The 26,506-nt window shown below is 62.8% G+C and carries 18 protein-coding genes; 9 read left to right on the plus strand and 9 right to left on the minus strand.

All coding sequences use genetic code 11. The features are described from left to right. A complete protein-coding gene (locus REA38_RS00495; RefSeq protein WP_033647868.1) occupies positions 1–798 on the minus strand; it encodes an alpha/beta hydrolase in 798 nt (265 codons plus the stop codon). Between the two features lie 147 nt (positions 799–945). Beyond that, positions 946–1,857 (minus strand): LysR family transcriptional regulator, encoded by a 912-nt coding sequence (locus REA38_RS00500; protein ID WP_308884528.1) that lies wholly within the window; start codon positions 1,855–1,857, stop codon positions 946–948. Between the two features lie 98 nt (positions 1,858–1,955). Here REA38_RS00500 and REA38_RS00505 point away from each other — a divergent pair, with 98 nt between their 5' ends. Together REA38_RS00505 and REA38_RS00510 are read left to right on the plus strand one after the other, a co-directional pair. Continuing rightward, positions 1,956–2,573 carry a glutathione S-transferase gene (locus REA38_RS00505; RefSeq protein ID WP_308884529.1) on the plus strand — a complete coding sequence of 206 codons (618 nt, stop codon included), beginning with the start codon at positions 1,956–1,958 and terminating at the stop codon, positions 2,571–2,573. Between the two features lie 4 nt (positions 2,574–2,577). After that, positions 2,578–3,492 (plus strand): pyridoxamine 5'-phosphate oxidase family protein, encoded by a 915-nt coding sequence (locus REA38_RS00510; protein WP_164097559.1) that lies wholly within the window; start codon positions 2,578–2,580, stop codon positions 3,490–3,492. A 38-nt stretch (positions 3,493–3,530) separates the two neighbouring features. Here the strand turns inward: REA38_RS00510 and REA38_RS00515 are convergent, their stop codons facing one another. Then, entirely contained in the window at positions 3,531–3,746 is a 216-nt protein-coding gene (locus REA38_RS00515; protein ID WP_033635117.1) for a glycogen synthase, read from the minus strand. Positions 3,747–3,957: 211 nt separating this feature from the next. On the opposite strand from REA38_RS00515, the gene gabD reads away from it, so the two are divergent. After that, the gene (gene gabD, locus REA38_RS00520) at positions 3,958–5,433 is read left to right on the plus strand and encodes an NADP-dependent succinate-semialdehyde dehydrogenase (protein WP_060419019.1); all 1,476 of its coding nucleotides are present in this window, start codon (positions 3,958–3,960) and stop codon (positions 5,431–5,433) included. 117 nt (positions 5,434–5,550) lie between these two features. Beyond that, a complete protein-coding gene (locus REA38_RS00525) occupies positions 5,551–5,922 on the plus strand; it encodes a glyoxalase superfamily protein (RefSeq protein WP_079656594.1) in 372 nt (123 codons plus the stop codon). Positions 5,923–5,928: 6 nt separating this feature from the next. Here REA38_RS00525 and REA38_RS00530 read toward each other — a convergent pair whose 3' ends face one another. Beyond that, positions 5,929–6,324: a cupin domain-containing protein gene (locus tag REA38_RS00530; protein WP_060387987.1), complete on the minus strand. Its 396-nt coding sequence runs from the start codon at positions 6,322–6,324 to the stop codon at positions 5,929–5,931. A gap of 171 nt (positions 6,325–6,495) precedes the next feature. Between REA38_RS00530 and REA38_RS00535 the strand changes: the two genes are divergently transcribed. Continuing rightward, a complete protein-coding gene (locus REA38_RS00535) occupies positions 6,496–7,389 on the plus strand; it encodes a LysR family transcriptional regulator (protein ID WP_060421661.1) in 894 nt (297 codons plus the stop codon). On the opposite strand, the gene REA38_RS00540 is transcribed toward REA38_RS00535, so the two are convergent. Then, positions 7,386–8,375 (minus strand): aldo/keto reductase, encoded by a 990-nt coding sequence (locus REA38_RS00540; RefSeq protein ID WP_308884531.1) that lies wholly within the window; start codon positions 8,373–8,375, stop codon positions 7,386–7,388. The genes REA38_RS00535 and REA38_RS00540 overlap by 4 nt on opposite strands. A gap of 130 nt (positions 8,376–8,505) precedes the next feature. Beyond that, complete coding sequence (locus tag REA38_RS00545; RefSeq protein ID WP_308884533.1) at positions 8,506–18,522, minus strand: non-ribosomal peptide synthetase; 10,017 nt, start codon at positions 18,520–18,522, stop codon at positions 8,506–8,508. Between the two features lie 527 nt (positions 18,523–19,049). Between REA38_RS00545 and pqqU the strand changes: the two genes are divergently transcribed. The 4 genes from pqqU (at position 19,050) to REA38_RS00565 (ending at position 24,287) form a co-directional block, all read left to right on the plus strand. Then, on the plus strand, positions 19,050–21,179 hold the full coding sequence (gene pqqU, locus REA38_RS00550; RefSeq protein ID WP_060421668.1) for a TonB-dependent receptor PqqU: 2,130 nt from the start codon (positions 19,050–19,052) through the stop codon (positions 21,177–21,179). A gap of 147 nt (positions 21,180–21,326) precedes the next feature. After that, on the plus strand, positions 21,327–23,699 hold the full coding sequence (locus REA38_RS00555; protein ID WP_033647880.1) for a glucose/quinate/shikimate family membrane-bound PQQ-dependent dehydrogenase: 2,373 nt from the start codon (positions 21,327–21,329) through the stop codon (positions 23,697–23,699). 226 nt (positions 23,700–23,925) lie between these two features. Further along, positions 23,926–24,111, plus strand: a complete 186-nt coding sequence (locus REA38_RS00560; protein WP_033638531.1) for a hypothetical protein — start codon at positions 23,926–23,928, stop codon at positions 24,109–24,111. Next, a complete protein-coding gene (locus REA38_RS00565; protein WP_033635123.1) occupies positions 24,108–24,287 on the plus strand; it encodes a hypothetical protein in 180 nt (59 codons plus the stop codon). The genes REA38_RS00560 and REA38_RS00565 overlap by 4 nt, the downstream gene beginning before the upstream one ends. On the opposite strand, the gene REA38_RS00570 is transcribed toward REA38_RS00565, so the two are convergent. From REA38_RS00570 to REA38_RS00580, 3 genes are all read right to left on the minus strand, one after another. Beyond that, the gene (locus tag REA38_RS00570) at positions 24,252–24,953 is read right to left on the minus strand and encodes a LuxR C-terminal-related transcriptional regulator (RefSeq protein ID WP_079656596.1); all 702 of its coding nucleotides are present in this window, start codon (positions 24,951–24,953) and stop codon (positions 24,252–24,254) included. The two genes, REA38_RS00565 and REA38_RS00570, sit on opposite strands and share 36 nt — an antisense overlap. 109 nt (positions 24,954–25,062) lie before the next feature. Then, entirely contained in the window at positions 25,063–25,884 is an 822-nt protein-coding gene (locus REA38_RS00575; RefSeq protein ID WP_308884536.1) for an adhesin, read from the minus strand. A gap of 73 nt (positions 25,885–25,957) precedes the next feature. Then, on the minus strand, positions 25,958–26,500 hold the full coding sequence (locus tag REA38_RS00580) for a fimbrial protein (RefSeq protein WP_371317395.1): 543 nt from the start codon (positions 26,498–26,500) through the stop codon (positions 25,958–25,960). Positions 26,501–26,506 lie beyond the last annotated feature (6 nt).

Consider the following 26,506-nt stretch of genomic DNA (forward strand, 5'->3'; position numbering starts at 1 on the left):
TCAGTGGTTCCCGTGGTGGTCAAGTTGGCGAAGCAGCGCGCCGTCGGCGGCGAACAACGCATCCAGAATGGTGAAATGATTGGCGCCGGGCACCGCGACCAGATCGGCCGGCAGCCCGCCTTGGCGCAGCGCCGCGTGATAGTGCTGCGACTGGCCGATCAGTTCCGGCAGCTCATCAGCGCCGTAATACAACGTGAGCGGCTTACTGCGCGCCGGCAGCCGGCGCGCCGGGCTGAGCGTTTCAATCTGCCGCGCGGTCAGCTGCAGCGCACGGTTGACATAGCTCTCTTGCAGCGGCGCCAGTTCGAACAGGCCGCTGACGGGAAAGACCGCATCCACCAACGCATGCCGCTGCCAAAACGCCGCCAGATGCCCGCCGGCGGAATGGCCGCACAAATGCACCGGATGGGCATAGTGCGGCGGCAGACGACGCTGAATGGCATCAAGCGCCGCCCCCACCTGGCGACAAATGGCGTCAAGATTAACCGCCGGCGCCAGCGCATATTCCACCAGCACCACGTCAAAACCCAACGCCAACGGCCCGGCGGCGATAAAGGCGAAATCCGCCTTATCGCAGCATTGCCAATAGCCGCCGTGAATAAAAATTAACGTGCCCTGGTGCTGCTTTGCAGAATAAAGCCAATCAAACGTCTCGCGTTCGCTTTCGCCATACGCAATATTCTTTTCATGCTTAGCCTGATGATAAATAGCCGCGCTGCGAGTTTGAAATGAAGTCAAAATAGCATCTTCATTATCCACCGTGGCGCCGTTGTCATAGCTCCCCGCAAGTTGTTTCATATATTAAACTTCGTTTATTATTTAAGATATGAATTAACTATTAGCACCGGCAACATTATTGTCAAGATGGGCGCATCAGCAATGCGCGCCCGGTAAAATAAAATGAGACAGGCGGCGAAAAAGTTTAACCCATGAAACTTTTCGCGCTTATTTTCCCCGCCCGTCCGGCTGAATTTGCGGCAATGCGCTGAGCCGTTCAAACGCATAATCCCAAAAGGCGCGCACCTTCAGCGGCATGCGCTGCGCCTGCTGCGCCACCAGCTGTACCGGCATCGGCAACGGTTCATGGTCCGCCAGCAGCCGTACCAGCGTGCCGGCGGCCAGATCGTCCGCTACCTGATACGAGAGCAGCCGGGCGATGCCCTTGCCGGCGCGCACCGCCAGCAGCTGCGCCTCCACGTCGTTGAGCAACAGCCGGGGAGCCAAGCGCACGCGCTCGCCGTTTTCCTGCGGGCCGAAGCGCCATTCGCGCAGTGACGGCCGCTGGGTGCCAACGATGGTGGCATGCTCCGCCAGCTGCGCCGGTGAGCGCGGCTCGCCGCAGCGCGCCAGGTAAGCCGGGCTGGCGACCGTCACCCGGCTGACCTGCCCCAGCCGCCGCGCCGCGCGGGAAGAGTCCTGCAGATGACCGATGCGCACCGCGATATCCAATCCTTCGTCAATCAGATCGAGATTGCGATCGTTCAACACCATTTCGATCTGCATCTGCGGGTAGTCATCGAGAAACGCCATCACCACCGGCGCCACGTAGCGGCGGCCGAACTGCACCGGCGAGGTGACGCGCAGCAAGCCGCTCAGCTGCGCTTCGGCGGTATCCTGCACCACCGCCTGATAATCCTGCAGCAGCTGTTGCGCGCGCTCCAGCAACCGCACGCCCGCTTCGGTAGGCGCCAGCCGCCGGGTGGTGCGTTCCACCAGTCGGGTGCCGAACCGCTGTTCCAGCGCGGCGATCGCCCGGGTGATCGCCGGCGCCGAGCGCCGCAGTTTGCGCCCGGCGGCCGCCAGGCTGCCCTGCTGCACCACCGCCACGAAGATGGCCAACTCGTCTAACCGATCCATAGACTCTTCCGGTAAGTGAAATTATCAATTTCCACATTGCCGGATCCCGCTCATTCGCCGCAAGAGTATGCTGAAAAAAAGCACTGAGGAGAAACGCCATGTCCACCATCACCCTCTACGGCACCCCGCTTTCCGGCCACGTTCACCGCGTGGCGTTGCTGCTACGCATGCTGGCGCAGCCCTATGAATGGGTAGAAGCCTCGGCGGAAGTACGCCAGAGCGCGGCCTTTCGCCGGCTCAACCCGTTCGGCCAGATCCCGGTCTTGCAGGACGGCGATCTGACGCTGGCCGACAGCAACGCCATTCTGGTCTATCTGGTGAAGCGCTATGCGCCGAACAGCCACTGGCTGCCGGAACAGCCGGCGGCGGCGGCGCGAGTGCAGGCCTGGCTTTCCAAAGCCGCCGGTGAAGTGCGCTACGGCCCGGCCTCCTGCCGGCTGATCGCCCAGTTCGCCGTGCCGGAGGATTATCAGGCGGCGCGGGCAATCAGCGATCGTTTTCTGCCGCAGATGGAGCAGCACCTGAGCGAGCGCGACTATCTGGCCGGCGAACAGGCGACCATCGCCGATCTGGCCTGCTACAGCTATGTGGCGGTCGCGGCCGAAGGCGGCATTTCGCTGGCGCCTTACCCCGCCATACGCCGCTGGGTGGCGAGCATCGCGGCGCTTCCCGGCTTCTTCGCCATGCCGGCTCTGCCGGCACCGGCGGCGAGCTGACGCCATGATCTCGCAGCGGTTCCACCCCGATGAGCTGCGCGCGCAAACGCTGGCCGGTTTCGATCGCGTGGGCGGCGGCATCTACCCCGCGATGCCGGATCAGCACCGCGCGTTTTTCGCCGCGTTGCCCTACCTGTTCGTCGCCACGCTGGACGAACAGGGCTGGCCCATCGCCACCCTGTTCAGCGGCCCGCCCGGGTTTTTACGCACGCCGGACGACACGCACCTGCGCATCAGCGCGCCGCGCCGCAGCGACGATCCCGCCCAGGCGCTGTTGCTGCCCGGCAAACCGGTCGGCGCGCTCGGGCTCGACTTCAGCAACCGGCGGCGCAACCGCGCCAACGGCACCGTCGGCCGCACCGACAAAAACCGGGTGGAGATCGTCGTTCACCAAAGCTTCGGCAACTGCCCGCAGTACATTCAGCGCCGCGAACTCTACCCGGTGGAGAGCCGGCCACAGCCGGTTGAGCATTTAGCTTCGCTCGATGCGGCGGCGCAGGCGCTGATCCGCACCGCGGACACCAGCTTCGTCGCCAGCGGCGCGCACCTGGAACTGGCGCAGGGCGGCGTCGATATTTCCCATCGCGGCGGGCGGCCCGGCTTTATCCATCTGGCAGGCGACACGCTGTGGATGCCGGACTTTCGCGGCAACCGCTATATGAATACGCTGGGCAACCTGCTGGCCGAACCGCGGGCGGCGCTGCTGTTCATCGATTTTGAGCGCGGCGACGTGCTGCATCTGCAGGGAAAAACGCAGATCCTCTGGCAGGCGGAAGGACATCCCGGCGTTGAAGGGGCGGAACGCTATTGGCGGTTTGACGTTCACCGCGCTTGGCGCTTTGCGGCGGCGCTGCCGTGGCGGGGACGCGATCTGGAATATTCGCCGGCGACGCTGGCGACCGGGGTGTGGCGCCGCTGAAATGAAAAGCCCCGCTGCGGCGGGGCTGAATCGGAAGATTACAGGCTGTGTTCGGCCGCCGATGCGGCCTGATAAAGCTGACGAAAATAACTCAACCGCGCAAAGAACAGGCGGCTTTGCTGTTCCGACATATTGCCGGCCACCTGCCCGGCGTCAATCTGCCGCCCTTGCCATTCCATCAGGGCGATGCTCGACGCCAAAAAATCCATTTCGCTGCCGTAGGCCGCGAGATGTCTGTCCACTGATTTCATCATTCGCACACTCCTTTTAATCACATCGAAAAGGGTCATATGCCTGCTCTTTCAGTATCGGCCCGGCGGCGGATATTTTTTGTACAGAAGGTGCGCATAAAGAAAACGCTCATCTTGTCGTCGCGGCGGCAAACGGCGGCGGCAAAGTTTGCTAGGGTAAAGGGTAGCCGTATGGGATAGACCATTCTGTTGAACTCAGCAAAGGAAGAGAACAATGAGCACCAGCATCAGCGCTACCCTCAAGGATCCCACGCTGTTCCGCGAGGCCAATTACATCGACGGGCAATGGTTGCCGGCCCAAGCAGGCCGTTCGATCGCCATTCATAACCCCGCCAACGGCGAGCTGGTCGGCCACGTGCCGGCCTTCGGCGCCGAAGAAACCGCGCGCGCCATCGCCGCCGCCAAGAAGGCGCAGCCCGCCTGGCGTGCGCTGACCGCCAAAGAACGCGCCGGCAAACTGCGGCGGCTGTTTGAACTGATGATGGAAAATCAGGACGATCTGGCACGCATCATGACGGCGGAACAGGGTAAACCGCTGGCTGAAAGCCGCGGTGAGATCGCCTATGCCGCCTCCTTTATCGAATGGTTCGCCGAGGAAGGCAAGCGGGTCTACGGCGACACCATTCCGCAGCCGCAGGCCGGTCGCCGCATTATCGTGCAGAAAGAGCCGATCGGCGTGTTCGCCGCCATCACCCCGTGGAACTTCCCGGCGGCGATGATCACCCGCAAAGCCGGCCCCGGCTGGGCCGCCGGCTGTACCGGGGTGATCCGCCCCGCCAGCCAGACGCCGTTCTCTGCGCTGGCGATCGCCGTGCTGGCGGAGCGCGCCGGGCTGCCCGCCGGGGTGTGCAACGTGATCACCGGCCCCAGCAAGGGCATCGGCGGCGAACTCACCGCCAACCCGGATGTGCGTAAACTCTCCTTCACCGGCAGCACCGAAGTCGGCGCGCAGCTGCTGGCCCAGTGCGCGCCCACCATCAAGAAAACCAGCATGGAGCTGGGCGGCAACGCGCCGTTTATCGTGTTCGACGACGCCGATCTGGACGCCGCCGTGGCCGGCGCGGTCGCCTCGAAATACCGCAACGCCGGCCAGACCTGCGTCTGCACCAACCGTTTTCTGGTGCAGGACGGCGTATACGACGCCTTCGCCGCCAAACTGAAAGCCGCCGTCGCCAAGCTGAAAGTCGGCAACGGGCTGGATGAGGGCGTCACCATCGGCCCGCTGATTAACCCGGACGCAGTGGAGAAAGTGCGCGAGCATATCGCCGACGCCGTCGAACACGGCGCATCGGTGCTGCTGGGCGGCAAGCCTGACGCGCTGGGCGGCAATTTCTTCACCCCGACCATCCTGACCGACGTGCCGCGCACGGCGAAAATCTTCCGCGAGGAGACGTTCGGCCCGGTGGCGCCCCTGATCCGCTTCAGCCACGAGGCCGACGCCGTCGAACTGGCCAACGACACGCCGTTCGGCCTGGCCGCTTACTTCTACAGCCGCGACATCGGCCGAGTGATGCGCGTGGCCGAAGCGCTGGAGTACGGCATCGTCGGCATCAACGAAGGGCTGATCTCCACCGAGGTGGCGCCGTTCGGCGGCATGAAGCACTCAGGTTTGGGGCGCGAAGGCTCAAAATACGGCATCGAAGACTATCTCGAAATCAAATACCTGTGCCTTGGCGGTTTGGGCGCCTGATGCGATGGGCTCCCGCGCCTGCGGGGGCCCTGCCTGGCGGTTTTGGAGAGTCTTTGCTACCTTTAGGCCTCTTTTCAGCGGTTAAAAGGCACTGCCTCCGTAACAGTGAGATCAACGATGGCCACCTTCTTCCCCGCCATTCCGATCCTGCGCATCTTTTCGGTCGACAAGGCCAAAGAGTTTTATCTGGATTTTCTCGGTTTCACGCTGGCGTGGGAGCATCGTTTCAGCGAGGATCTGCCGCTGTACATGCAGGTGAGCCGCGCCGGATTGACGCTGCACCTGAGCGAACACCATGGCGACAGCACGCCCGGCGCCGCCCTTTTCATCCCGGTGCACGATATCGACGCGCTGCACCGGGAGCTCACGGCCAAAAACTACCGCTATGCCCGGCCGGGGGTGGAGGTTGTCGACTGGGGCAAGGAGCTGAATCTCACCGATCCGTTCGGCAACCGCCTGCGGTTTTGCGAGCAGAGCCACGAAGCCTGAGCGGCCTTATTGGCGGTACTCCGCCTCGCTGACCGGCTCCAGCCAGGTCACCGGGCTGCCGTCCACCGCTTCGGCGATGGCGATATGGGTCATGGCGGTGTCCGGTGTCGCGCCGTGCCAGTGTTTGACGCCTGCCGGGATCCAGACGATATCGCCGGGGTGCATTTCCTGCGTGGCCTCGCCCCACATCTGGATCCAACCGCGCCCCTGAGTGACAATCAGCGTCTGGCCGAGCGGATGCGTATGCCAGGCCGTGCGGGCGCCGGGTTCGAAGGTGACGGTCGCGCCGCCCACCCTGGCCGGCGCGTCACCGGCGAACGGCGCGTCGATGCGTACCTGCCCGGTAAAATAATCCGCTGAACCGCGCTGTGATGGGATCGAACCGCTGCGTTGTATTTTCATCTGTCGTGTCCTCCGCGCCGGCTCTCACCGCCGGCGCTGATCGTCATGAATGCGTGATGCCAAGATAGCGCCATGCTTTTCCGGCGACTAGCGGGTAAAATGCGCAAGGAGCTATGAGCTAAATTCATAAATCTGCGCGACAGTGCGCTCACCTTCCTCTTCGGTGCCGATATGTTGAAAGAAAACTTTAACGATCTGATCGCTTTCCTGATGGTGGCCAGGGAGCGCAGCTTCACCAAAGCGGCGGCGCAGCTTGGGGTTTCCCAATCGGCGCTCAGCCACGCTATTCGCGGGCTGGAAGAACGCCTGGCACTGCGCTTGCTCACCCGCACCACCCGCAGCGTCGCCCCCACCGAGGCCGGTGAACGGCTGCTCAACAGCATCGGCCCGCGCTTTGCGGAGATTGAAAGCGAGCTGAACGCGCTGGGTGAAATGCGCGATCGGCCCGCCGGCAACATCCGCATCACCGCCGGCGAACACGCGGTGGATGCGGTGCTGTGGCCGGTGCTGCGCACTTTTCTCGTCGATTACCCGGATATCAACGTGGAAATCACCGTCGACAACAGCCTGACCGACATCGTCGCCGGGCGATTCGACGCCGGCATTCGGCTGGGGGAACAGGTGGCGAAGGATATGGTGGCGGTGCGCGTCGGGCCGGACATGCGCATGGTGCCCGTCGCCTCCCCCGCCTATTTCGCCCGTTACGGCCTTCCTGCCACGCCGCAAGCGCTGCAAAACCATCGCTGCATCAACATGCGCCTGCCCACCCTCGGCGGGCTGTACGCCTGGGAATTTGCCCGCGATGGCCGGGAGATCAAAGTGCGGGTGGAGGGGCAACTGACCTTCAACAGCCTGCGCCAGCGGATCGACGCCGCGCAGCTCGGCCTGGGCATCGCCTTTGTGCCGGAAGACACCGTCGCCGAGCCGCTGGCCGACGGGCGGTTGCAGATGGCGTTGGACGACTGGTGCCCGCCGTTTCCCGGCTATTACCTCTATTATCCGAGCCGCAGGCAGCACACCACCGCCTTTGCGCTGCTGATTGAGGCGCTGCGGCGCGGGGCTTAACGCCCGACGTTTTTCTGCAGATGCGCCGGGTAGCGATCGCCGATCACGTCGATAGCGGAGAGCGCGCGCTCAATCTCGCCCAGCTCGTCCGCCGCCAACGCGACCGCCGCCGCCGCGAGGTTTTCTTGCAGACGATGGCGCTTGGTGGTTCCCGGGATCGGCACGATCCACGGCTGCTGCGCCAGCAGCCAGGCCAGAGCGATCTGCGCCGGCGTCGCGCCCTTGCGCTGCGCTATCTGCCCCAGCACATCCACCAGCGCCTGGTTGGCTCGGCGCGCCTCGGCGCTGAAGCGTGGCACCTGGTTGCGAAAATCGCCGCTGTCGAAGGTGGTGTCCTCGGTGATGGCGCCGGTGAGAAAGCCCTTGCCGAGCGGGCTGAACGGCACCAGACCGATGCCCAGTTCCGCCAGCGTCGGCAAGATTTCACGCTCCGGCTCGCGCCACCACAGCGAATATTCGCTTTGCAGCGCCGTGACCGGCTGCACTGCGTGGGCACGCCGAATGGTTTGCGCTCCGGCTTCCGACAGGCCGAAGTACTTCACTTTCCCTTCGCGAATCAGTTGCTGCACCGCCCCGGCCACCTCCTCGATAGGTACCTCGGGATCGACGCGATGTTGATACAGCAGATCGATGGCCTCTACCCGCAGGCGCTTCAGCGAACCGTCCACCGCCCGGCGAATATGCTCCGGACGGCTGTTCAACACCTGTTGCCCCGCCGGCTGCGACAGATCGAAACCAAACTTGGTGGCGATAACGACCCGCTCGCGCACCGGCGCCAGCGCTTCGCCCAACAATTCCTCGTTGGTGAACGGACCATAAATCTCGGCGGTATCGAAGAACGTCACGCCTTCGTCGACCGCGGCACGGATCAGCTCGATCGCCTGTCGTTTGTCGGTGGCCGGGCCATAGCCAAAACTCAGCCCCATGCAGCCCAACCCCAACGCCGAGACTTCCAGCCCTTCGTGCCCCAATTTGCGTGTTTGCATCTTCACTCTCCCGCTGATTGATACCGGCGCCGCCTGACGCGGCACCGCTCCGGTGTGATGACTGTAAAACACGGTTGGCACCATGACTATGGGGCGAAATACGCTTGGGCTTATGAGCCAGGCTCATGAATCAAACGTCATCGTTGAGCGCTTGGCCGATCGCCTCCTCACACAGCAGGATGTTATGGTGATGACAAGCCAGCGGGATGACCCTCAGCCGCTCACAGACCGCGCCTAGCCCATTATCCGCCACCGCCAGCAGCGGCGCCGTGACCGCCTCCGGCAACTGCGGGTTCCTCTCCGTCGCCTTAAACAGCGTCACCTCGGTGGTCTGCAGCCTGCGGCTCAGACTCCCCTCAGACAGCCGCCGCTCCGCCTGCCCTGCGGCCATGGCGCGTGTAGCCGCCTCGCCTTCGATGCCCAGCACCGGCAGCAGCTGATCCAAGGGCAACTCCGCCGTAGCCTGCCGGTAGAAGCTGTCCAGCAGATACAGTTGCACGTTACGGCAGCCACGCGCTTCCAGGCGGGCGGCAATCTCCAACGCGATAATGCCCCCCAGCGACCAACCGAGAATGCGCACCGGCCCGGCGCCTTGCAGCAGAGCGGCGGCGATCATCTCGTTCAGATACCGTTCGGCCAGATCGCCGAGCGAGTCGATAGCGGGTTGATGGTAAAGGTTATGGTTATCGACGCCATAGCAGTTGAATCGCCCCTGCAGCGGCTGGGCGAAAGCGTGGAATGCCTCCGCCCCTACCAGCGCCGGATGGATCATCCATACGACGGGCGCGCCCTCTGCCCAGCGGTTAAGCGGCAAGACCAGGCGGCGTTCGTTGGCGGCCAACAGGTTTTTCAGCGTGCGACTTTGCAACAGCTGCACCACCGGCACCGGCGCGGCCATCAATTCGCCCATGCCGACACACAGGGAAATGGCCTTGATCGAGGTGCCGCCCAGCAGGAAGAAATCGTCCGTCATGCCGACCTGCCCGCACTGCAGCGCCGCCTGCCACAGCGCACACAGCTGCTGTTCCAGCTCGTTCGCGGGAGCGACATAAACCTGCGGTTCGCTCGCAGCAGGCATAGGCAACGCCTTGCGATCCAGCTTGCCGCTGGAGTTGTGCGGCAACGCTTCCAGCCGCATCAGCGCCGCAGGCAGCATGTACAACGGCAATTGCCCGCTCATAAAGGCCAACAGCGCCGATTCATCCAGCGGCGCCTCGCTGACGTAATACAGCGCCAGGCGCTGCCGATGCGCCTCCGACAGCACGACGGCGCAACAGGATTTGATCGCGCCGAACGCCAGCGCACATTGCTCGACCTCGCCCAGCTCAACGCGGTAGCCGTTGATTTTCACCTGAAAATCCATACGGCCGAGGAACTCCAGGTTGCCGTCCGGCAAATAGCGGCCGGCGTCGCCGGTGCGATAAAGCCGCTCCCCCAGCTCCGGATGGTAGATGAATTTCTCTTCGGTCAGCGACGGATTGCGGTAATAGCCGCGCGCCACGCCGATCCCACCGATGTATTGCTCCCCCGGCAAGCAGGGCGGCAGCACGCGCAGATGACGATCCAGCACGTAAAAACGCTGATGGGCCATCGCCTGACCGTAAGGCACGCTGGGCGCCAGGATCGGCGTCTCCGGGATGTCGTACAGGATCGACCAAATGGAGCTCTCGGTCGCGCCCCCGGCGCTGACGACTCGGCACCCCGGCCGCCATTGACGAATGCGCGCCGGCAGTTGGCGGGAGATCACCTCGCCCACCAGCACCACGTTGCGCAGCTGCGGCCACTGCGCCTGCGACGCGGCGGATTCCAACTGCTCTACCAACAGCGTCATCACCGAAGGCGCGGAGTTCCAGAAGGTCACGCCCTGAGTCATCAACAGCCGATGCCAGGCCTCAGGCTGATAGCGTTCGGTTTCGGACGGCATCACGATAGCGCCGCCCACCGACAGCAGGCCGAAAATATCGAACACCGAAATGTCGAAACTCAGCGCGCTGAGCGCCAACCCGCGATCGTCCGCGCCGAGTTCCAGCTGGCGCAAGGTATCGATGATGCTGTTCACCGCGCCGCGATGTTCTATCGCCACCCCTTTCGGCGCGCCGGTAGAGCCGGAGGTGAAAATGACATAGGCCAGCGCGGAAGGCGCCGGCAAGACAGGCTCTCCCGGCGCCGCCGGCGGTAACGCCGTGACGGCCCCCTGCGGATCGATGGTCAACAGCCTGGCCTCGCCGCTGGTCGCCCACTCCCGGCTGCTGAGGATAATTCGGGTTTGCGACTGCGCGACGATATCCAGGCGGCGGCGTTCCGGCCAGGCGCCGTCCAGCGGCAAATAGGCCTTGCCGGCCATCAGAATCGCCAGCACCGCAATGATTTGCGCCCGCCCTTTGTCCACCATCACCGCGATGGTATCGGCGCGCATGTCCGCGTGCTGACGCAGCTGCAGCGACAGCGTCAGCGCGCGCCGATACAGCTCACCGTAGCTCAGTTCGCCCCATCCATCGACGATTGCCAGCCGTTGCGGATGGCGCTCGGCCTGACGGATGAAATCATGATGGATGGCGCGCTCAAAATCGTAGGCCGGCGGACAGGATTGATGGAAGGCGCGTTGCCGCGCCATTTCACTCTCCGAGACCAGCGCCAACTGGCTGACGCGCTGCTCCCCGTGATTGACGATCTGCGTGAGGATGGTCAGATAATACTCGCCCAACAGCGCCAGCGTGGCCGGTGAGAACAATGCGGTGGCATAGTTGAAGATCGCCCTGCCGCCCTGCGGCGCCGGCTGTATGCTCAGCGTCAAATCGAATTTGGCCGCCTGGTAGTGCGCCAGCAGATCCTGTGGCGCCAGCCAGGCCGGCGCATCCCCCACTTCCTCCAGCGCGAACAGCGCCTGGAACAGCGGATGGCGCGACAGATCGCGCGGCACCTGCAGCAGCTCGATCAGCTGATCCAACGGCAAATTCTGATGCCGTTGCGCCTGCAGCACGCCGTCAAAGACCCGGTTTACATAGTCGTTCAGCGACGCCGCATCGTCGATCTGCGAACGCAGCGGCAGCGTGTTGACGAAGAACCCGATCGCCGAGCGGGTCTCCGCCACCGGCCGGTTGGCGACCGGCGTGCCGACCAGAATGTCTTGCTGGCCGCTGAAGTAACCGAGCAGCAGGTTAAAGGCCGCGAGATACAGCGCAAACGGCGTGACGCCCTGGCGCCGGGCGAACTGCGTCGCCTGCATCGTCAGGGCCTCCGGCAGCGCGATGACGTGGTTGGCGCCGCGATGATCGAAGCGGGCAGGCCGCACGAAATCGAGCGGCATTTCCAGCGCCTGCCATCCATCCAGCGCTTGCCGCCAATACGCCTTCGCCTCATCCGCCTGAGCGGATTCCAGCCAGCGCCGCTGCCAGACGGCATAGTCGCCATAGTGCAACGGCAACGCCGCCAGCCCGGCCTCTTGCCCTTGCCGCTGCGCCTGATACAGCACGTCCAGCTCCTGCAACAGCACCGGCTGCGACCAGCCGTCAAACGCCAGGTGATGCACCAGAATCAGGCTGTAAGTCACCCACCCGCTATCCGGCTGCGCCACCCGGTAAACGGCTGCCCGGATCGGCAACTCCACCCCCAGCGCAAACGGCCGGTCGATATCCTGCCGCAGCCTGTCCGGCCAGTGCGCCGCCGCCAGCGTCACGCGCTCCAGCGAAAGCGTCAGTTCACAGGCGCGGGCGACGGCGCTTTGGGATGGCATCTGGACAATCAGGCTGTGCAAGACCTGATGCCGGGCGACCACCGCCTGCAAACTGCGCTCGTAAGCCGCCAGGCACACCCCGTCGCCGAGACGGAACAGCATCGGCACGTGGTAGAGATTGCCGCCGCCGTTCAAATTCTCGATAAACCACAACTGCAGCTGTGAAGAAGAGAGCGGATACTCGCGCTGCCGCAGCGGCGGGATCGACACCGGCGCGGCGCCCTGCTCCTGTTGCGGCAACGCGCGGCACAGCGAGCGGATCGTCGGGAAGCGCCCCAGCTCGCTCAGCGTGACCTCGCGCGCCAGCCGCCGGCCGATCTGATAGCAGGCCTGGATAGCCAGAAGAGAGTTGCCCCCCAGCGAGAAGAAATTGTCCTCCACGCCGATATCCTGCCGCTGCAGCAGATCGCGCCACACCGCCAGACAAGCGTTCTCCCATTCGCTCTGCGCCGCGACGAACTCACGCGCCGCCCTTTCCGGCTGCGGCAACGCCTGTCGCGCTATCTTGCCGTTTTCGGTCAGCGGCAGCTGCGCCAGCTGCATCAGCGCCTGCGGCACCATGTAAGGAGGCAGTTGGCGGCTCAAATGCTGAGCCAGCGCCTGAGGGGCGATCGCCTCATCGGCAACGTAATACGCGGCCAGGCAGGGCTGCGGTTGCGTGACGAGCACGCAGCAACAGGCGGTCACGCCCGGATAGGCGAGCGCGGCATGTTCTATCTCCCCCAGTTCGATGCGATAGCCGTTCAGTTTGATCTGCTGATCGAGGCGCCCCATAAACTCCACGTTGCCATCCTCCAGCCATCGGCCCGCATCGCCGGTGCGATACACCCGCTCCTGCAGCTCGTCATGCCAGAAGAAACTCTCGGCGGTGCGTTGCGGATCGCCGTAATACCCGCGCGCCAGGCCTTCCCCCGCCAGATAGATTTCGCCTCGGACACCCGGCGCGGCGGGCCGCCGCCCGGCATCCAGGATATAACAACGCTGGTGCGGCAACGGTTTGCCGTAAGGAATGCTGACCGACCGAATTTTCTGACCGCGCGGCACCTCGTACAGCATGGTGAAGATCGCCGCCTCCGTAGCGCCGCCGGCGCTGCAAAAACGGCCGTGCGGCGCCCAGGCCAGGCAGCGTTCCGGCAGTGAGGTGGCGATCCAGTCGCCCCCCACCATCACCGCCCGCAGCGCCGGTACAGGCCCGGCCGTCAACCCCGCGCCGTTTACATAATCCAGCAACAGCTCCATCAGCGCCGGTGCGCTCAGCCATTGCGTCACCCGATGGGTCATCATCAGCTGATACCAGGCCTGCGGATTGGTCCGATCCCGCTCGGCTGGCATTACGACCGCGCCGCCGGCGCTCAACGGGCTGAAAATGTCGAAGATCGCCAGATCGAAGCTCAACGCGCTGAGGGCCAGGCTGCGATCCCGCTCGTTGAGGCCGAAATACCGCCGCACGCCCTCCAGCATATTCACCGCGCTGCGATGTTCGATCGCCACGCCTTTCGGTGTGCCGGTCGATCCCGAGGTGAAAATGATATAGGCCAGGCTGTCGGGCCCGGCATCCAGCGCCGGCAGGCGCTGTTCCGGCAGCGGCAGCTGCGCCGCCAGCCCTGCGGCATTCAGTTCGATCAGATTGATCTCGTTGCAGGCCCAGGGCGCATCGCTGAGCAGCGTATTGATGCCGGCCTGCGCCATCACGTTCAGCTGGCGCTGCGGCGGCCATGCTGCCTCCATCGGCAAGAACGCCTTACCGCACATCAGCGCCGCCAGCAGGGCTACCGGCTGCCGGCGCCCCTTGTCGGCGATGACGGCGATGGCGTCACCGGTCATCCGCCCTTGCACGCGCAGCTGAGTGGCAAGCGTCAGCGCCGCCGCGTGCAGCTCGCCGTAAGTCATCTCGCCCTGCTCGTCGACAACCGCCACGGCCTGCGGATTGCGCCGCGCATGCTGCACGAAGTCCTGTTGCAGGCTGCGTTCAAACGCATAGCCGAAGGCGGGCGACGCCGGCAACGCCTGGCCCTGCGGTTGCAGACGGATATTTTCCAGCGGCCAGTCGTCGTGGTGCGCCATCTGCTGCAACACGGCGAGATAGTAGCCGGCCAGCCGATCCATCGACGCTTTGCTGAACAGCGCCGAAGCAAAGTTGAAGCGCGCGCGCATCTGCTCCCCCTGCGGCGTCAGCGTGAGCGTAAGATCAAACTTGGCGGTGCGTTCATAAGCGCTCAGATCGACCACCGACAGCCAGTCCGGGCGCGCCAGTGCGCCGCCTTCGCTCTCCAGCGCGAACATGACCTGGAACAGCGGATGGTGCGAAAAATCGCGCGGCAGCGCCAGGTCGTCCACCAGCGCTTCCAGCGACAGCGTCTGATGCTGCTGCGCCTGCAGCGTCGTGGCCGCGACCTGCCGCACAAACTCGACGACGCGATGGCGCGGGTCGATCTGCCGGCGCAAAGGCAGCGTATTGACGAAGAACCCGATCAGATTCTCCAGTTCAGGGCGGCTGCGGTTGGCCAACGGCGTGCCGACCATGACATCGTTCTGGCCGCTGTAGCGGGACAACAGCAACATGAACCCCGCCAGCATCACCGCATGCAGCGTCACCCCCTCTCTGCGCGCCAGCGCATCCAGCGCCTTCACCAGCGCCGCCGGCAACGGCACTTCGCTGTTGTCGCCGCGCTCGTCGAAGACCGCCGGCCGCAAAAAGTCCAACGGCAGCGAGAGTTGCTGGCAGCCCGCCAGCGCTTGCCGCCAAAAGGCCAATTCTTCCGCCCGGCGCTGCACATTTTCCGGCGCTTGTTGCCAGCACGCATAGTCGAGGTATTGCAACGCAGGCTCTGTCGCCTCGCGCCACGTGCCCCGATAGCGCGCGTCCAATTCCTGCAGCAGCACCTCAAGTGACCAGCCGTCAAAGACGATGTGATGGAACACCAACAGGCAAACGGTCGTTTCCCGCTCCGCCGCATCGCGGTAACGGTAGCGCGTGGCGCGCAGCGGCAGCTCGCGCGTCAAATCCATCGGCTGGCTGCAGGCTTGCGTCAGCGCGGCGTCAAATTCATCGGCGCTCAGCGTTAGCACAGGCACCGGCAACGCGGTGTCGCTGACCCACTGGCTGGCTTCGCCCCGATCATTCTGGCGAATCAGGCTGCGCAAGATCTGGTGGCGCTCGACGATCGCCTGCAGGCACTCCGCAAAACGTTCGTCATCGATATCCGGCGACAGCCGCAGCAGCACCGGCGACAGATAATGCGTGGCGTTCACCGACAGTTGCTGAACAAACCACAGCCGCGACTGCTGAAGCGACAGCGGCGCCTCCCGCAGCCCGCCGGGGAGGATCGGCAGCTCGTCCGGCGGCGCCTGACGCTGGGCAGCGATGTGCTCGCTCAGCGCGGCCACCGTCGGGTGCTGATTCAACGTTAGCACCGAGATCTTCGCCCCCGGCAGTTTATTCACTTCGTGGCACAGCCGGATCGCCATCATGGAGTTGCCACCGAGGCGGAAGAAGTTGTCATCCACGCCGACATCGCCCCCCAGCAGCCGATTGAACAGTGCCGACAGGCGAATCTCCAGCGGCGAACACGGCCGGCGAAACGCCGTTTGCGGCTCGATCGGTAGCGGTTCTGGCAATGCCCGGTAATCGACCTTGCGGCTCACCGTCAGCGGCAGCGCCGCCAGCGCCCGCATCGCCGAGGGCAACATGTAGTGCGGCAGCTGCGCCGCCAGCCGTTGCAAGATGTCGCCGGCCTCCGGCTCCGCGCCAGGTTGCGGCACATACCAGGCCGCCAGCTGATCCGCCGTGCCGGGACGCAGGCTCACCACCGCCTCGGCCACCTCAGGCAGCGCGCGCAGCTGCATTTCTATCTCGCCCAATTCGATGCGATAGCCGTTGATCTTGATTTGCTGATCGTGCCGTCCGAGGTACTCCAGACTGCCGTCGGCCAAGCGCCGCACTCTGTCGCCGGTGCGGTACAGGCGCCGGTACGGCTCACGCAGTTCAAAAGGATTGGCGGTGAACGCGGCCTCCGTCAACGTCGGCAGGTTCAGGTATCCGCGCGCCAGACCGACGCCGGCCAGGCACAGTTCGCCTTCCGCCCCCAGCGGCAGCAAGTTATCGTGCTCGTCAACCACATAGCAACGCATGTTGGCGATGGCGTGGCCGATATTGCGCGCGCCGTTGCGGCGATAAATATTCAGGCTGGCGCTGACCGAAGCTTCGGTCGGGCCATACATGTTGGCGACCTGCATGCCGCGGGCCAGGTAATGGTCGAGCGCTTCCTGCGCGCTCGCCTCGCCGCCGGTCGCGAGATAGCGCACCGAAGCCGGCAATTCAGGGAAGATGCCAAGCAGCGCCGGCGGCAGGAAGCAGGCCTCGATGCACCAGGCCGCCATCTGTTCGCACAACAACGCCGGATCTCGTCGCTGCGCTTCGCTCGCGATGAACAGCCGGTGGCCGTTGCCCAGGGCCATGAACACCTCAAAGACGTGCGCGTCAAAGGCCAGCGAGGCGAACTGCAGGCAGTTGAGCGCATCCGGCTCATTGCGCAACAAACGCTGCGTATGGCCAAGCACCATATTGGCTGCACCCCGGTGTTCGCACAGCGTGCCCTTCGGCCGCCCGCTGGTGCCGGAGGTGTAAATCACGTAGGCCAACTGCCGGGCGTCCACACTCGGCAAGCTCGCGGCATCCGCATCGGCGAGCGGTTCATCCGCCGACAGGCAAAGATCGCCCGGCGCCAATCGCTGCGCCGCGGCCTGCAACGCGCTTTCGGTCAGGACGATCGGGCTGTTCACCTCTTGCAGGATATAATCCAGCCGCTGCGCCGGCGCGGCGGGATCCAGCGGCACATAGGCGCCGCCCGCCTTCATGATGGCCAGCATCGCCACCACCGCCTCCGCGCTGCGCTGCAGATACAGCGGGATCAGCGTCTCCGGCGGCATGGCCACGCCGCGCAGCCGTTGATACTCCGCCCGCAGCCGCAGCGCCAGACGATCGCTGCGCTGCGCCAGCTGGCGGTAGCTGAGCGATCCTTTGGCGTCGGTCACGGCGATGCGTTCCGGGTGACGGCGCGCCTGGCGAGCCAGGCCGTCGAGCAGCGTCGCTTCCGCGTCGGCCGTTGCAGGCCCGCTCTCCCAGGCGTCGCGGCAGCGCAAAACCTGTTGCGCCGTCAGCTGCGGCCAAGCGGCAATCGGCGCATCCGGTTCGGTTAACGCGCGCTGCAATAGCCAAAGATACTGCTCCGCCATCTCCGCCATCTGGGTCGCGTCGAACAGATCGGGGCGGTAGCGCAGGCGAAACTCAAAGGCCTGTTCGGTGGGCTGATACTCCAGCAGCAGTTCCGAACCGGCCAGATCGACGTTGAACCGGTGATTGACGCCAATGCGACACCCCTCGAGCGCCAGCGGCGCATCTTTCAGGTAAGCCTGGGTAAAGTTGACGTTCAGCTGACGCACCGGACTGAGGCTCAGCATGTCATAAACCGGTAATTGGCTGTGCCGCAGCTTGCCAGCCACCTTGAGTGCTTTGCTGTAGGCCAGCGTCGCGCGGTACAGCTGATTGAACGTGGCTCCCGGGGCGAGGGTCAAGGGAAACACCGCAGTGTTGACCTGTGCGCCGAAGAACAGCGCCTCGCCGCCCTCCGGCGCGATGGGATAACCGATATGCACCGTTTCCTGCGCAGATTGTCGGGCGATCAGCAGCGCCCACAGCGTTTTGAAGATCAGGAAAGGATTGGCATACCTGACGCCGGATTTCAGCGCTTGCCACTCAGCGAACGGCAACGCAAAGCGCACTTCGCCGGCGCCGGGCGCTTCGGCCGCTGCGCCGGGGAGATAAGGCAACGCCACGCGCGGGGCGCATTCGGCCAGCATGTCGCCCCAGAATGACGCGGAACCGAACTCGTGTTTCAACGCCGCGATATCCGCCTCATAGCGCCGGTACAATGTGCTGATGTCCGTTTCATCCGCCTGCGGCGGCGTCACCGCCGTGCCGCGATTGTAATAGGCAGAAACGGCGCTGTAGAACTCCTGTCCGGACAGGCCGTCGATCAGGATGTGATGAACGACAATGATCAGGTTATAGCGCTGCGGAGCCAGCTCAATCAGGTAGAAGCGGCACAGCGGGCCTTCCCGGAGATCGAACGGCGCATTGATTAACTTACCGACATCGCAATCGGCATCGAGCGTTTCCAGCGCAATTTTTTTCGCCGACCTTACCCAGCGTAATTGCGAGGCGCTGTCATCCAGAACGTGGTGAAACAGAATATAGTCACGGCAAACCCCGTCGATCGCCGCGCGCAGTCGGCCGACGTCCAATTCTCCCTCAATCGTCTGATCCAGCACCAGGTTGTACTCGCAGGAGTGTGGATTGAGCATGTACTCATTCCAAAATGTGTGGGTATAGGGTGAAGCGATGAGCGCGTCCATAAATCAATTCCCTTTTAATATATTCCGTAAATATATAAATAGATATTTATGCATGACATAAATACCGTAAGCGTTATACGATTGAGCTGTTAACTGAAAACCTAAAAAACATAAGAGGGAATATTATTTTATTTTTATAAAAAATAAAGCCACAAAAATACAAATAAATAAATATGATAAAAATCAATCAGATAAAATATATTTTTATTTTCCACCAATGAATTAACCACATTGCATTCATTAATAAAATAAATGAGATAAACAAATTAAAAAAACGAATAGGATTATGTTTAAGATAAGCCGGGGTGATTTAAAAACGCCCAGCACATCGCTATTGAATAGAGAATTTTCTTAATTGAAAACACGCCTCTTTCGGCTGCGCTATTCCAAAGCATACGATATCGGAATATCCTATACTTTTGCAGGATGCAGTTTCCTTCCCCTTGAATGCCGGTACAGGGAGTCAAAAATGGCTATTTTCGCCCCCTTGCGGGCAACTCTTTCAGCATTATTGGCAGAATTATCTGATGAATAAAAAACGTCCCGCCTTGACCCCGGCAACCCTGTTATTGCTACAGCCGATCTATATCGGCTCGGCCCTGGCGGCGGAGCAAAAAGACAGCGACACCCTGGTGGTGATGGCGCAACCCACCGGATTGACGGAGCTGGGGTCGCCGGTCTCCGTCAGCGTGATCGACGGCGAAGACCTGCGCAACGCCGCGCCGCAGATTAACCTGTCGGAAAACCTCGGCAGCGTGCCGGGCCTGCAGATCCAAAACCGGCAAAATTATGCGCAGGATCTGCAGCTGTCGATACGCGGGTTCGGTAGCCGCTCGATGTTCGGCGTGCGCGGGGTGCGCATGTACGTCGACGGCATTCCCGCCACCATGCCCGACGGCCAAGGGCAAACCTCCAATATCGACATCAATTCCGTCGAACGCATCGAGGTGCTGCGCGGCCCCTATTCCGCGCTGTACGGCAACGCCTCGGGCGGGGTCATCAATGTTGACACCATTACCGGCACCCAGCCGCCGACACTGGAGGCCGGCGGCTATTTCGGCAGTGACAACACCTGGCGCTACGGGGTGAAAGCGACCGGCGCCACCGGCGACGGCACCCAGGCCGGCGACGTCAACTACGCCATCTCCGGCACCCGCTTTACTACCCAGGGCTACCGCGATCACAGCGCCGCGCGGAAAAACCTCGGCAACGGCAAGCTCGGCGTGCGGCTGGACGACGTCAGCACCCTGACGCTGATGTTCAACAGCGTCTCAATCGATGCCGGCGATCCGGGCGGCCTGACCGAAGCGGAATGGAAGGAAAACCCGCGCCAGGCGCCGCGCGCGGATCAATACAACACCCGCAAATCGCTCGACCAGACCCAGGCCGGCCTGCGCTATCAACGCCAGATGAGCGAACGCGACGAACTGACCCTGACCGCCTACCACGGCGAGCGCCACACCACGCAGTACCAATCGATCCCGATGGGGCCGCAGCTCAACCCCACCCACGCCGGCGGGGTGATCGTGCTGGAAAGAAAATATCAGGGCATTGACACTCGCTGGAAGCATGAGGATACTCTCGCATCGTTACCGGTAACACTGATCGGCGGTCTGGATTATGAAACCATGACCGAACGCCGGCAGGGGTTCGAAAACTTTATTCTGCGAGACGGCACAGTGGACTACGGCGAGAAAGGCGACCAGCGGCGCAACGAGAAGAACCGCATCTGGAACCTGGATCCTTACCTGCAAACCTCCTGGCAACTGACGCCGCACTGGACGCTGGATGCCGGCCTGCGCTACAGCACGGTCAGCTTCGACTCGACCGACTATTACATCACGCCGCGCAACGGCGACGACAGCGGCAGCAAGCGCTACCACCAGTGGCTGCCGATGGGCTCGCTCAACTACAAGATCAATCCGGCGTGGAACGTTTATCTCTCCGCCGGCCGCGGCTTTGAAACCCCCACCATCAACGAGCTCTCATACCGCCCCGACGGCCAGGCGGGCCTCAACATCGGCCTGCAGCCGTCTACCAGCGACACCGTCGAGCTGGGCAGCAAGCTGCGCCTCGGCAACGGCCTGGTGAGCGCCGCCCTGTTCCAGACCGAGACCGACAACGAACTGGTGGTGGCGGAAAGCAGCGGCGGGCGCACCAGCTATGCCAACGCCGGTAAAACCCGGCGGCGCGGCCTCGAGCTGGCGCTGGATCAGGAGTTTGCGCTGGACTGGCGCCTGAATATGGCCTGGACGCTGCTGGACGCCACCTACCGCAGCGATATGTGCGGTAAATCCGGCTGTACCCCCGCCGGCAATCGCCTGCCGGGCATCGCACGCAATATGGGCTACGCCTCGCTGGCCTGGGCGCCGCCGGAAGGCTGGCACGCCGGCGCGGAGCTGCGCTACATGAGCGACATTCAGGCTAACGACGCCAACAGCGCGCAGGCGCCCTCTTACACCGTGGCCGGCGTAAACGCCGGTTATCGCTTTACCTGGAACCGCTGGGCGCTGGACGTCTTCAGCCGGGTAGACAATGTGTTCGATCGCCGTTACGTCGGTTCGGTGATCGTCAACGAAGGCAACGGCCGCTATTTCGAGCCGGCGCCGGGTCGCAACTGGGGTGGCGGCGCCACCTTGTCTTACCGCTTTGAATAAGGCAAAGCACCTTAAGGTTAAAAAACGGGATGGGTTTTACGTCACCCTAGCGGCTTCCCGCTGAAATATTAGGGATAAACCGCGTGTTTTTTCCGATTTGGCTTAATCTCTAAATCGGGGACTTTCATTTTTGGTAAGGGTATTGCTATGCAAAATAAAGCGTCACTATCGCCGCTTATCGTCATAACGGCGCTATTTGCCGCGCTGAGCGGGCTTTATCTGCTCGGCGGCGGCATTTGGCTGGCCAAGTTGGGCGGTTCGCTGTATTACATCATCGCCGGGCTGGTGCTGCTGGCGACCTCCTGGCTGCTGTTCCGCCGCCGCGCCACCGCGCTGCTGCTGTACGCGGTATTCCTGCTGGGCACCACTATTTGGGCCCTGTGGGAAGTTGGCCCGGACTTCTGGGCGCTGACGCCGCGCCTGGACGTCACCTTCTTCTTCGGCCTGTGGCTGGTGCTGCCGTTTATCTACCGTAAGCTGGTCGCCAACGGCAAGTTCGCCTACGGTGCGCTGAGCGCGGCGCTGGCAATTACCGTCATCGCGCTGGCCTATGCCGTATTCAACGATCCGCAAGAGATCAACGGCACTCTCGACGCCGCGCAGGTGCAGCCGAAAGACGCCAACGGCGCCGACTGGCCGGCCTATGGCCGCACCCAGGAAGGCACCCGTTACTCGCCGCTGAGCCAGATCAACGACAAAAACGTTGGCCAGCTGCAAGAGGTTTGGCGTTTCCAGACCGGCGATCTGAAGACCGCCAATGATCCGGGTGAGATCACCAACGAAGTCACGCCGATCAAGATCCGCGATACCCTTTACATGTGTACGCCGCACCAGAAGCTGTTCGCGCTGGATGCCGCCACCGGTAAAGAAAAGTGGAAATTTGATCCGCAGCTGAAGTACAACCCGACCTTCCAGCACATCACCTGCCGCGGCGTGTCTTACCACGAAACCGCTGCAGCCGCGGGCGCCGCCGGCGATGCCGCACCGGCGATGTGCGCGCGCCGCATCATTCTGCCGGTCAACGACGGTCGCCTGTTCGCGCTGGACGCCGACACCGGCAAACCGTGCCCGGACTTCGCCAACAACGGCGAGTTGAACCTGCAGAGCAACATGCCGTATGCGACGCCGGGCCACTACGAGCCGACTTCGCCGCCGGTGATCACCGATAAAGTGATCGTCATCGCCGGCGCCGTGACCGACAACTACTCCAACCGCGAGCCTTCCGGCGTCATTCGCGGCTTCGACGTCAACAGCGGCAAGCTGCTGTGGGCCTTCGATCCGGGCGCGAAAGATCCGAACGCCATCCCGGCGGACGAGCATCACTTCGTGCCGAACTCGCCGAACTCCTGGGCGCCGGCCGCCTATGACGCCAAGCTGGATATCGTCTATCTGCCGATGGGCGTTTCCACGCCGGACATCTGGGGCGGCGATCGCACCCCGGAAATGGAGCGCTACGCCAGCGGCCTGTTGGCGCTGAACGCCTCCACCGGCAAGCTGGCCTGGTTCTATCAGACGGTACACCACGACCTGTGGGATATGGACGTGCCGGCGCAGCCGACCCTGGCGGACATTACCGACAAGAGCGGTAAAAAAGTGCCGGTCATCTACGTGCCGACCAAAACCGGCAACATCTTCGTGCTGAACCGCACCAACGGCGAGCTGGTGGTGCCGGCCCCGGAGAAACCGGTACCGCAGGGCCCGGCCAAAGGCGACCGCCTGTCGCCGACCCAGCCGTTCTCCGAGCTGACCTTCCGTCCTGAGAAGAAACTGACCGGTGCGGACATGTGGGGCGCGACCATCTATGACCAGCTGGTCTGCCGCGTGATGTTCCACAGCCTGCGTTATGAAGGCACCTTCACCCCGCCGTCCGAGCAGGGCACGCTGGTGTTCCCGGGTAACCTCGGCATGTTCGAGTGGGGCGGCCTGGCCGTCGATACCGATCGCGAAATCGCCATCGCCAACCCGATCGCGCTGCCGTTCGTGTCCAAGCTGATCCCACGCGGCCCAGGCAACCCGATTGAGCCGCCGGAAGGCGACAAGGGCGGCAGCGGCACCGAGTCCGGCGTACAGCCGCAGTATGGCGTGCCGTTCGGCGTGACCCTGAACCCGTTCCTGTCACCGTTCGGTCTGCCGTGCAAACAGCCGGCCTGGGGTTACATTTCCGCCGTGGATCTGAAAACCAACGACATCGTGTGGAAAAAACGCATCGGCACCGTGCGCGACAGCTCCCCGCTGCCGCTGCCGTTCAAAATGGGCATGCCGATGCTGGGCGGCCCGGTGACCACCGCCGGTAACGTGTTCTTCATTGGCGCCACCGCAGACAACTACCTGCGTGCCTTCAGCGTGACCAACGGTGAAAAACTGTGGGAAGCGCGCTTGCCGGCCGGCGGCCAGGCGACGCCGATGACCTATGAGGTCAACGGCAAGCAGTACGTGCTGATCTTCGCCGGCGGCCACGGTTCCTTCGGCACCAAGCTGGGTGACTATCTGGTCGCTTACGCCCTGCCCGACCAGAAGTAACCGCTGCTGTTAATACCGCGCAAAGCACGCCGCAAGGCGTGCTTTTTCTTTTCCCGCACCGCCGACTGCCCCTCGTAATACCCTTAATTTTTTACTCTCAATATTGATAATGGTTATCATTCGCAATATTATGAGTGCGTGGCCCCGGCAGCGGCCCGAAATCCTTCTCTAGCTTAATGGGCAATACAACGATCGGCCGCCTGCGGGCGGCTTTATTCGGAGGCGCATGGTCGACCATACTCGGAAGCATCGAAAGAAAATTCTGCAAGCGGCGGTGAAGACGCGGCGCGCCGCTCTGCCGCTCGCGGCGAACTCCCCCGCCACTGCGCATTTTATTGGTTTGCCCCATCAGACGGAGGCCGTGCTGGTGCACCTGGTCGGCCATGATGACGCACAAGAGGAGCATGAATGAACCTGCAGCCCTTTACCGCCATGCTGATGTTCGCCTACGTGCTGTTGATGGTGCCGCTGCTCTACATCATCGACAGCCGGCTGAGCGCCAGCAAACTGGTGCGCAAAGCCACACAAAACGTCATCATCATCGTGTTGACGCTACTGTTCTTCAGCGCGATGACGCTGCTGTATTGACGCCGCAGCGGTTCCGGCGCCAAGCCGCGCACCTGAACCGCACCCCTCTCCTCGCGACCGCTCTACGGTTTTCAGGCCCCCTTGCCGCAGCCAGTGGTATAAATCGACGTTGCGCTTGAACCCCAGTTTTCTCATCGCTGCCTGTTTGTGGTTACTGACGGTCTTCACGCTCAACGCCAAATAACGCGCTATCGCCGTCGGCGGCATTTCCCAGGCCAGATAGCGCATCACATCCTGTTCGCGGCGGGTAATGCGCTGTCGCTCGCACCAATAACAGCGGCGCGCTTCGCTATCAGACGTCTGCAACGCCAGCGCCTGTTCCACCCGGCTCAGCACGAGGCCGATCGTATCGTTGCGAAAGATCACACCCGATTCGCTGATGCAGCGCGGCTTGTCGCGCCAACGGGTGTCATCCGGCGCACGCAGAGAAAAATTAATCTGTTTACCGCCCTCCGCGGCACGCAGGCAGAATCGCGCCTGCCAATCCCTTTCCACGGACTGGAACACCATATCCGCCTGCGCCGCCGCGGCGGGATCCAGCAATCGAACCGGAATCGCCCTGCGGGCAAAATAAGACAGCAGCACCCGCTGCAGCCCTTCAATAAAAAAGCGGTCGTTATCGATGAACGCCAGGGACAGACTATTTCCCATCGGTACCTTCTCCATGAAATCTCCCTTTTCGCACCCAGATGCACGTCATCCTTTCCGCTTATCAGCGATAAAAAGACCGATGACGGCCTTGCGGTGATACGCGGCCTTAAGCGCGACCAAGCGGCTACGGCAGCGCCAGAATGGCGACCGACTGCCCAGAGTAATCACCGGCTTTGACCGTTCCGGTCACGCCGAGCGTTGAAGTGACCGGCAACGTGATGCCGCTCGTGTCGGCAGTGAACGGATACCCCTGATTGCCCAACACGCCATTGATGCGCAGCGTGCTGTAGACGCCCGAGTTGTTGCCCAGATCCAAACGGCCGCTGCTGCCGGTGCGGATATACATGACGATATTCATCTTCTGCGAACACACCACCCGCAGACTGCCGCGCGCGGTATTACCCGCCAGTTCAGTGTCCTGCAGCACGCCATGGTTCAAATCGAGCTGCTGCTCATCAATGCCGCACACCCCGACCGGCGGCGGCGCGATGCCGCAGACGCTGCTGGGCATCAGGCGCGCATTGCTCCCCGTTACCACGGAACCAGAACGCGTGTTGTAAAACAACCCGACGCACTCCTGAGTGATCGACTCCCCCACGTGCGAAGTGCTCCCCTGTATCGGCAACGGATAGATGCTTTGATAAAAACGGCTGAGCTCGCCCATCGTCGCCAATTGAGTAATTTGCGGATAACGCGTCGAGCCGACAACGTAGGCAGACGGTGACACCGAAGATGTGCCCCCGGTGTTGGTGCTGGTATGCCGGTGGTTAATGCCGATAGCGCAATTTGCCTGCTGATAGCAGGGATTGGGCGACAGGTCGTCCATATCCCAGCTTTCAAGCACGAACTTATAGCTAGCGTTGGAGGGAGAGCCGGTGCTTTGGGTGACGTACGAATAGATTTGTGCCGAGCACAGCCCCGGCGCCAGGCCAAGCAGTAGAGACATCCATCTGAAGTGAGCACGCTGCATCGCGTCAGGTCCTTATTCTGTTTTGCCGAATACCGGGCCGGCCCGGCGTTTATTGATAGTCCAGGTTGAAAGTCGCAATGGCGTTGAACGCGCCGCGACCGATGGTCTTCTTCGCCAGCGCCTCCGGTTCGCCCCGCACATAAGCCTGCACGGCGATCACCGTACTGCCGTTCTGCAACGGGTATTTGCCGCCGGCGCTGTTGAGCGGCAATGGCCGCCCTTGCGCGGTTTCCATGCCGATGGCGATCCCGCTGGCCTCGCTGCTCGCCGCCAGCGCCAACAACCCCGGCAACTGCGGGTTTTCCTCGCCCTTGAAGGTGATCGACACCGTTTTTCCCAGACTCAGATCGCATTCGGACAGCCGCAGCTCGAACGGTTGGCTCAACGTGCGCTGATTCAGGTACAGGTATTTGTCGACCACGGTGCCGAAATCCAGTTGGATATCTTCGTCGCCCGGCTGAATGACACAGGGCTCCGCCACCAGCGCGCCGTGCATATACAGATTGTCCGCCGCTCGCACCATGCCGCTCGCGCCCAGTGAAAACAGCAACAGCCCCGCCGTCGCCCAGCGGCGTCTTGGCGTCATTTTCATACGTGT

The organism is Serratia sp. MF1(2023), from assembly GCF_030954545.1.
Classification (GTDB): domain Bacteria; phylum Pseudomonadota; class Gammaproteobacteria; order Enterobacterales; family Enterobacteriaceae; genus Serratia; species Serratia sarumanii.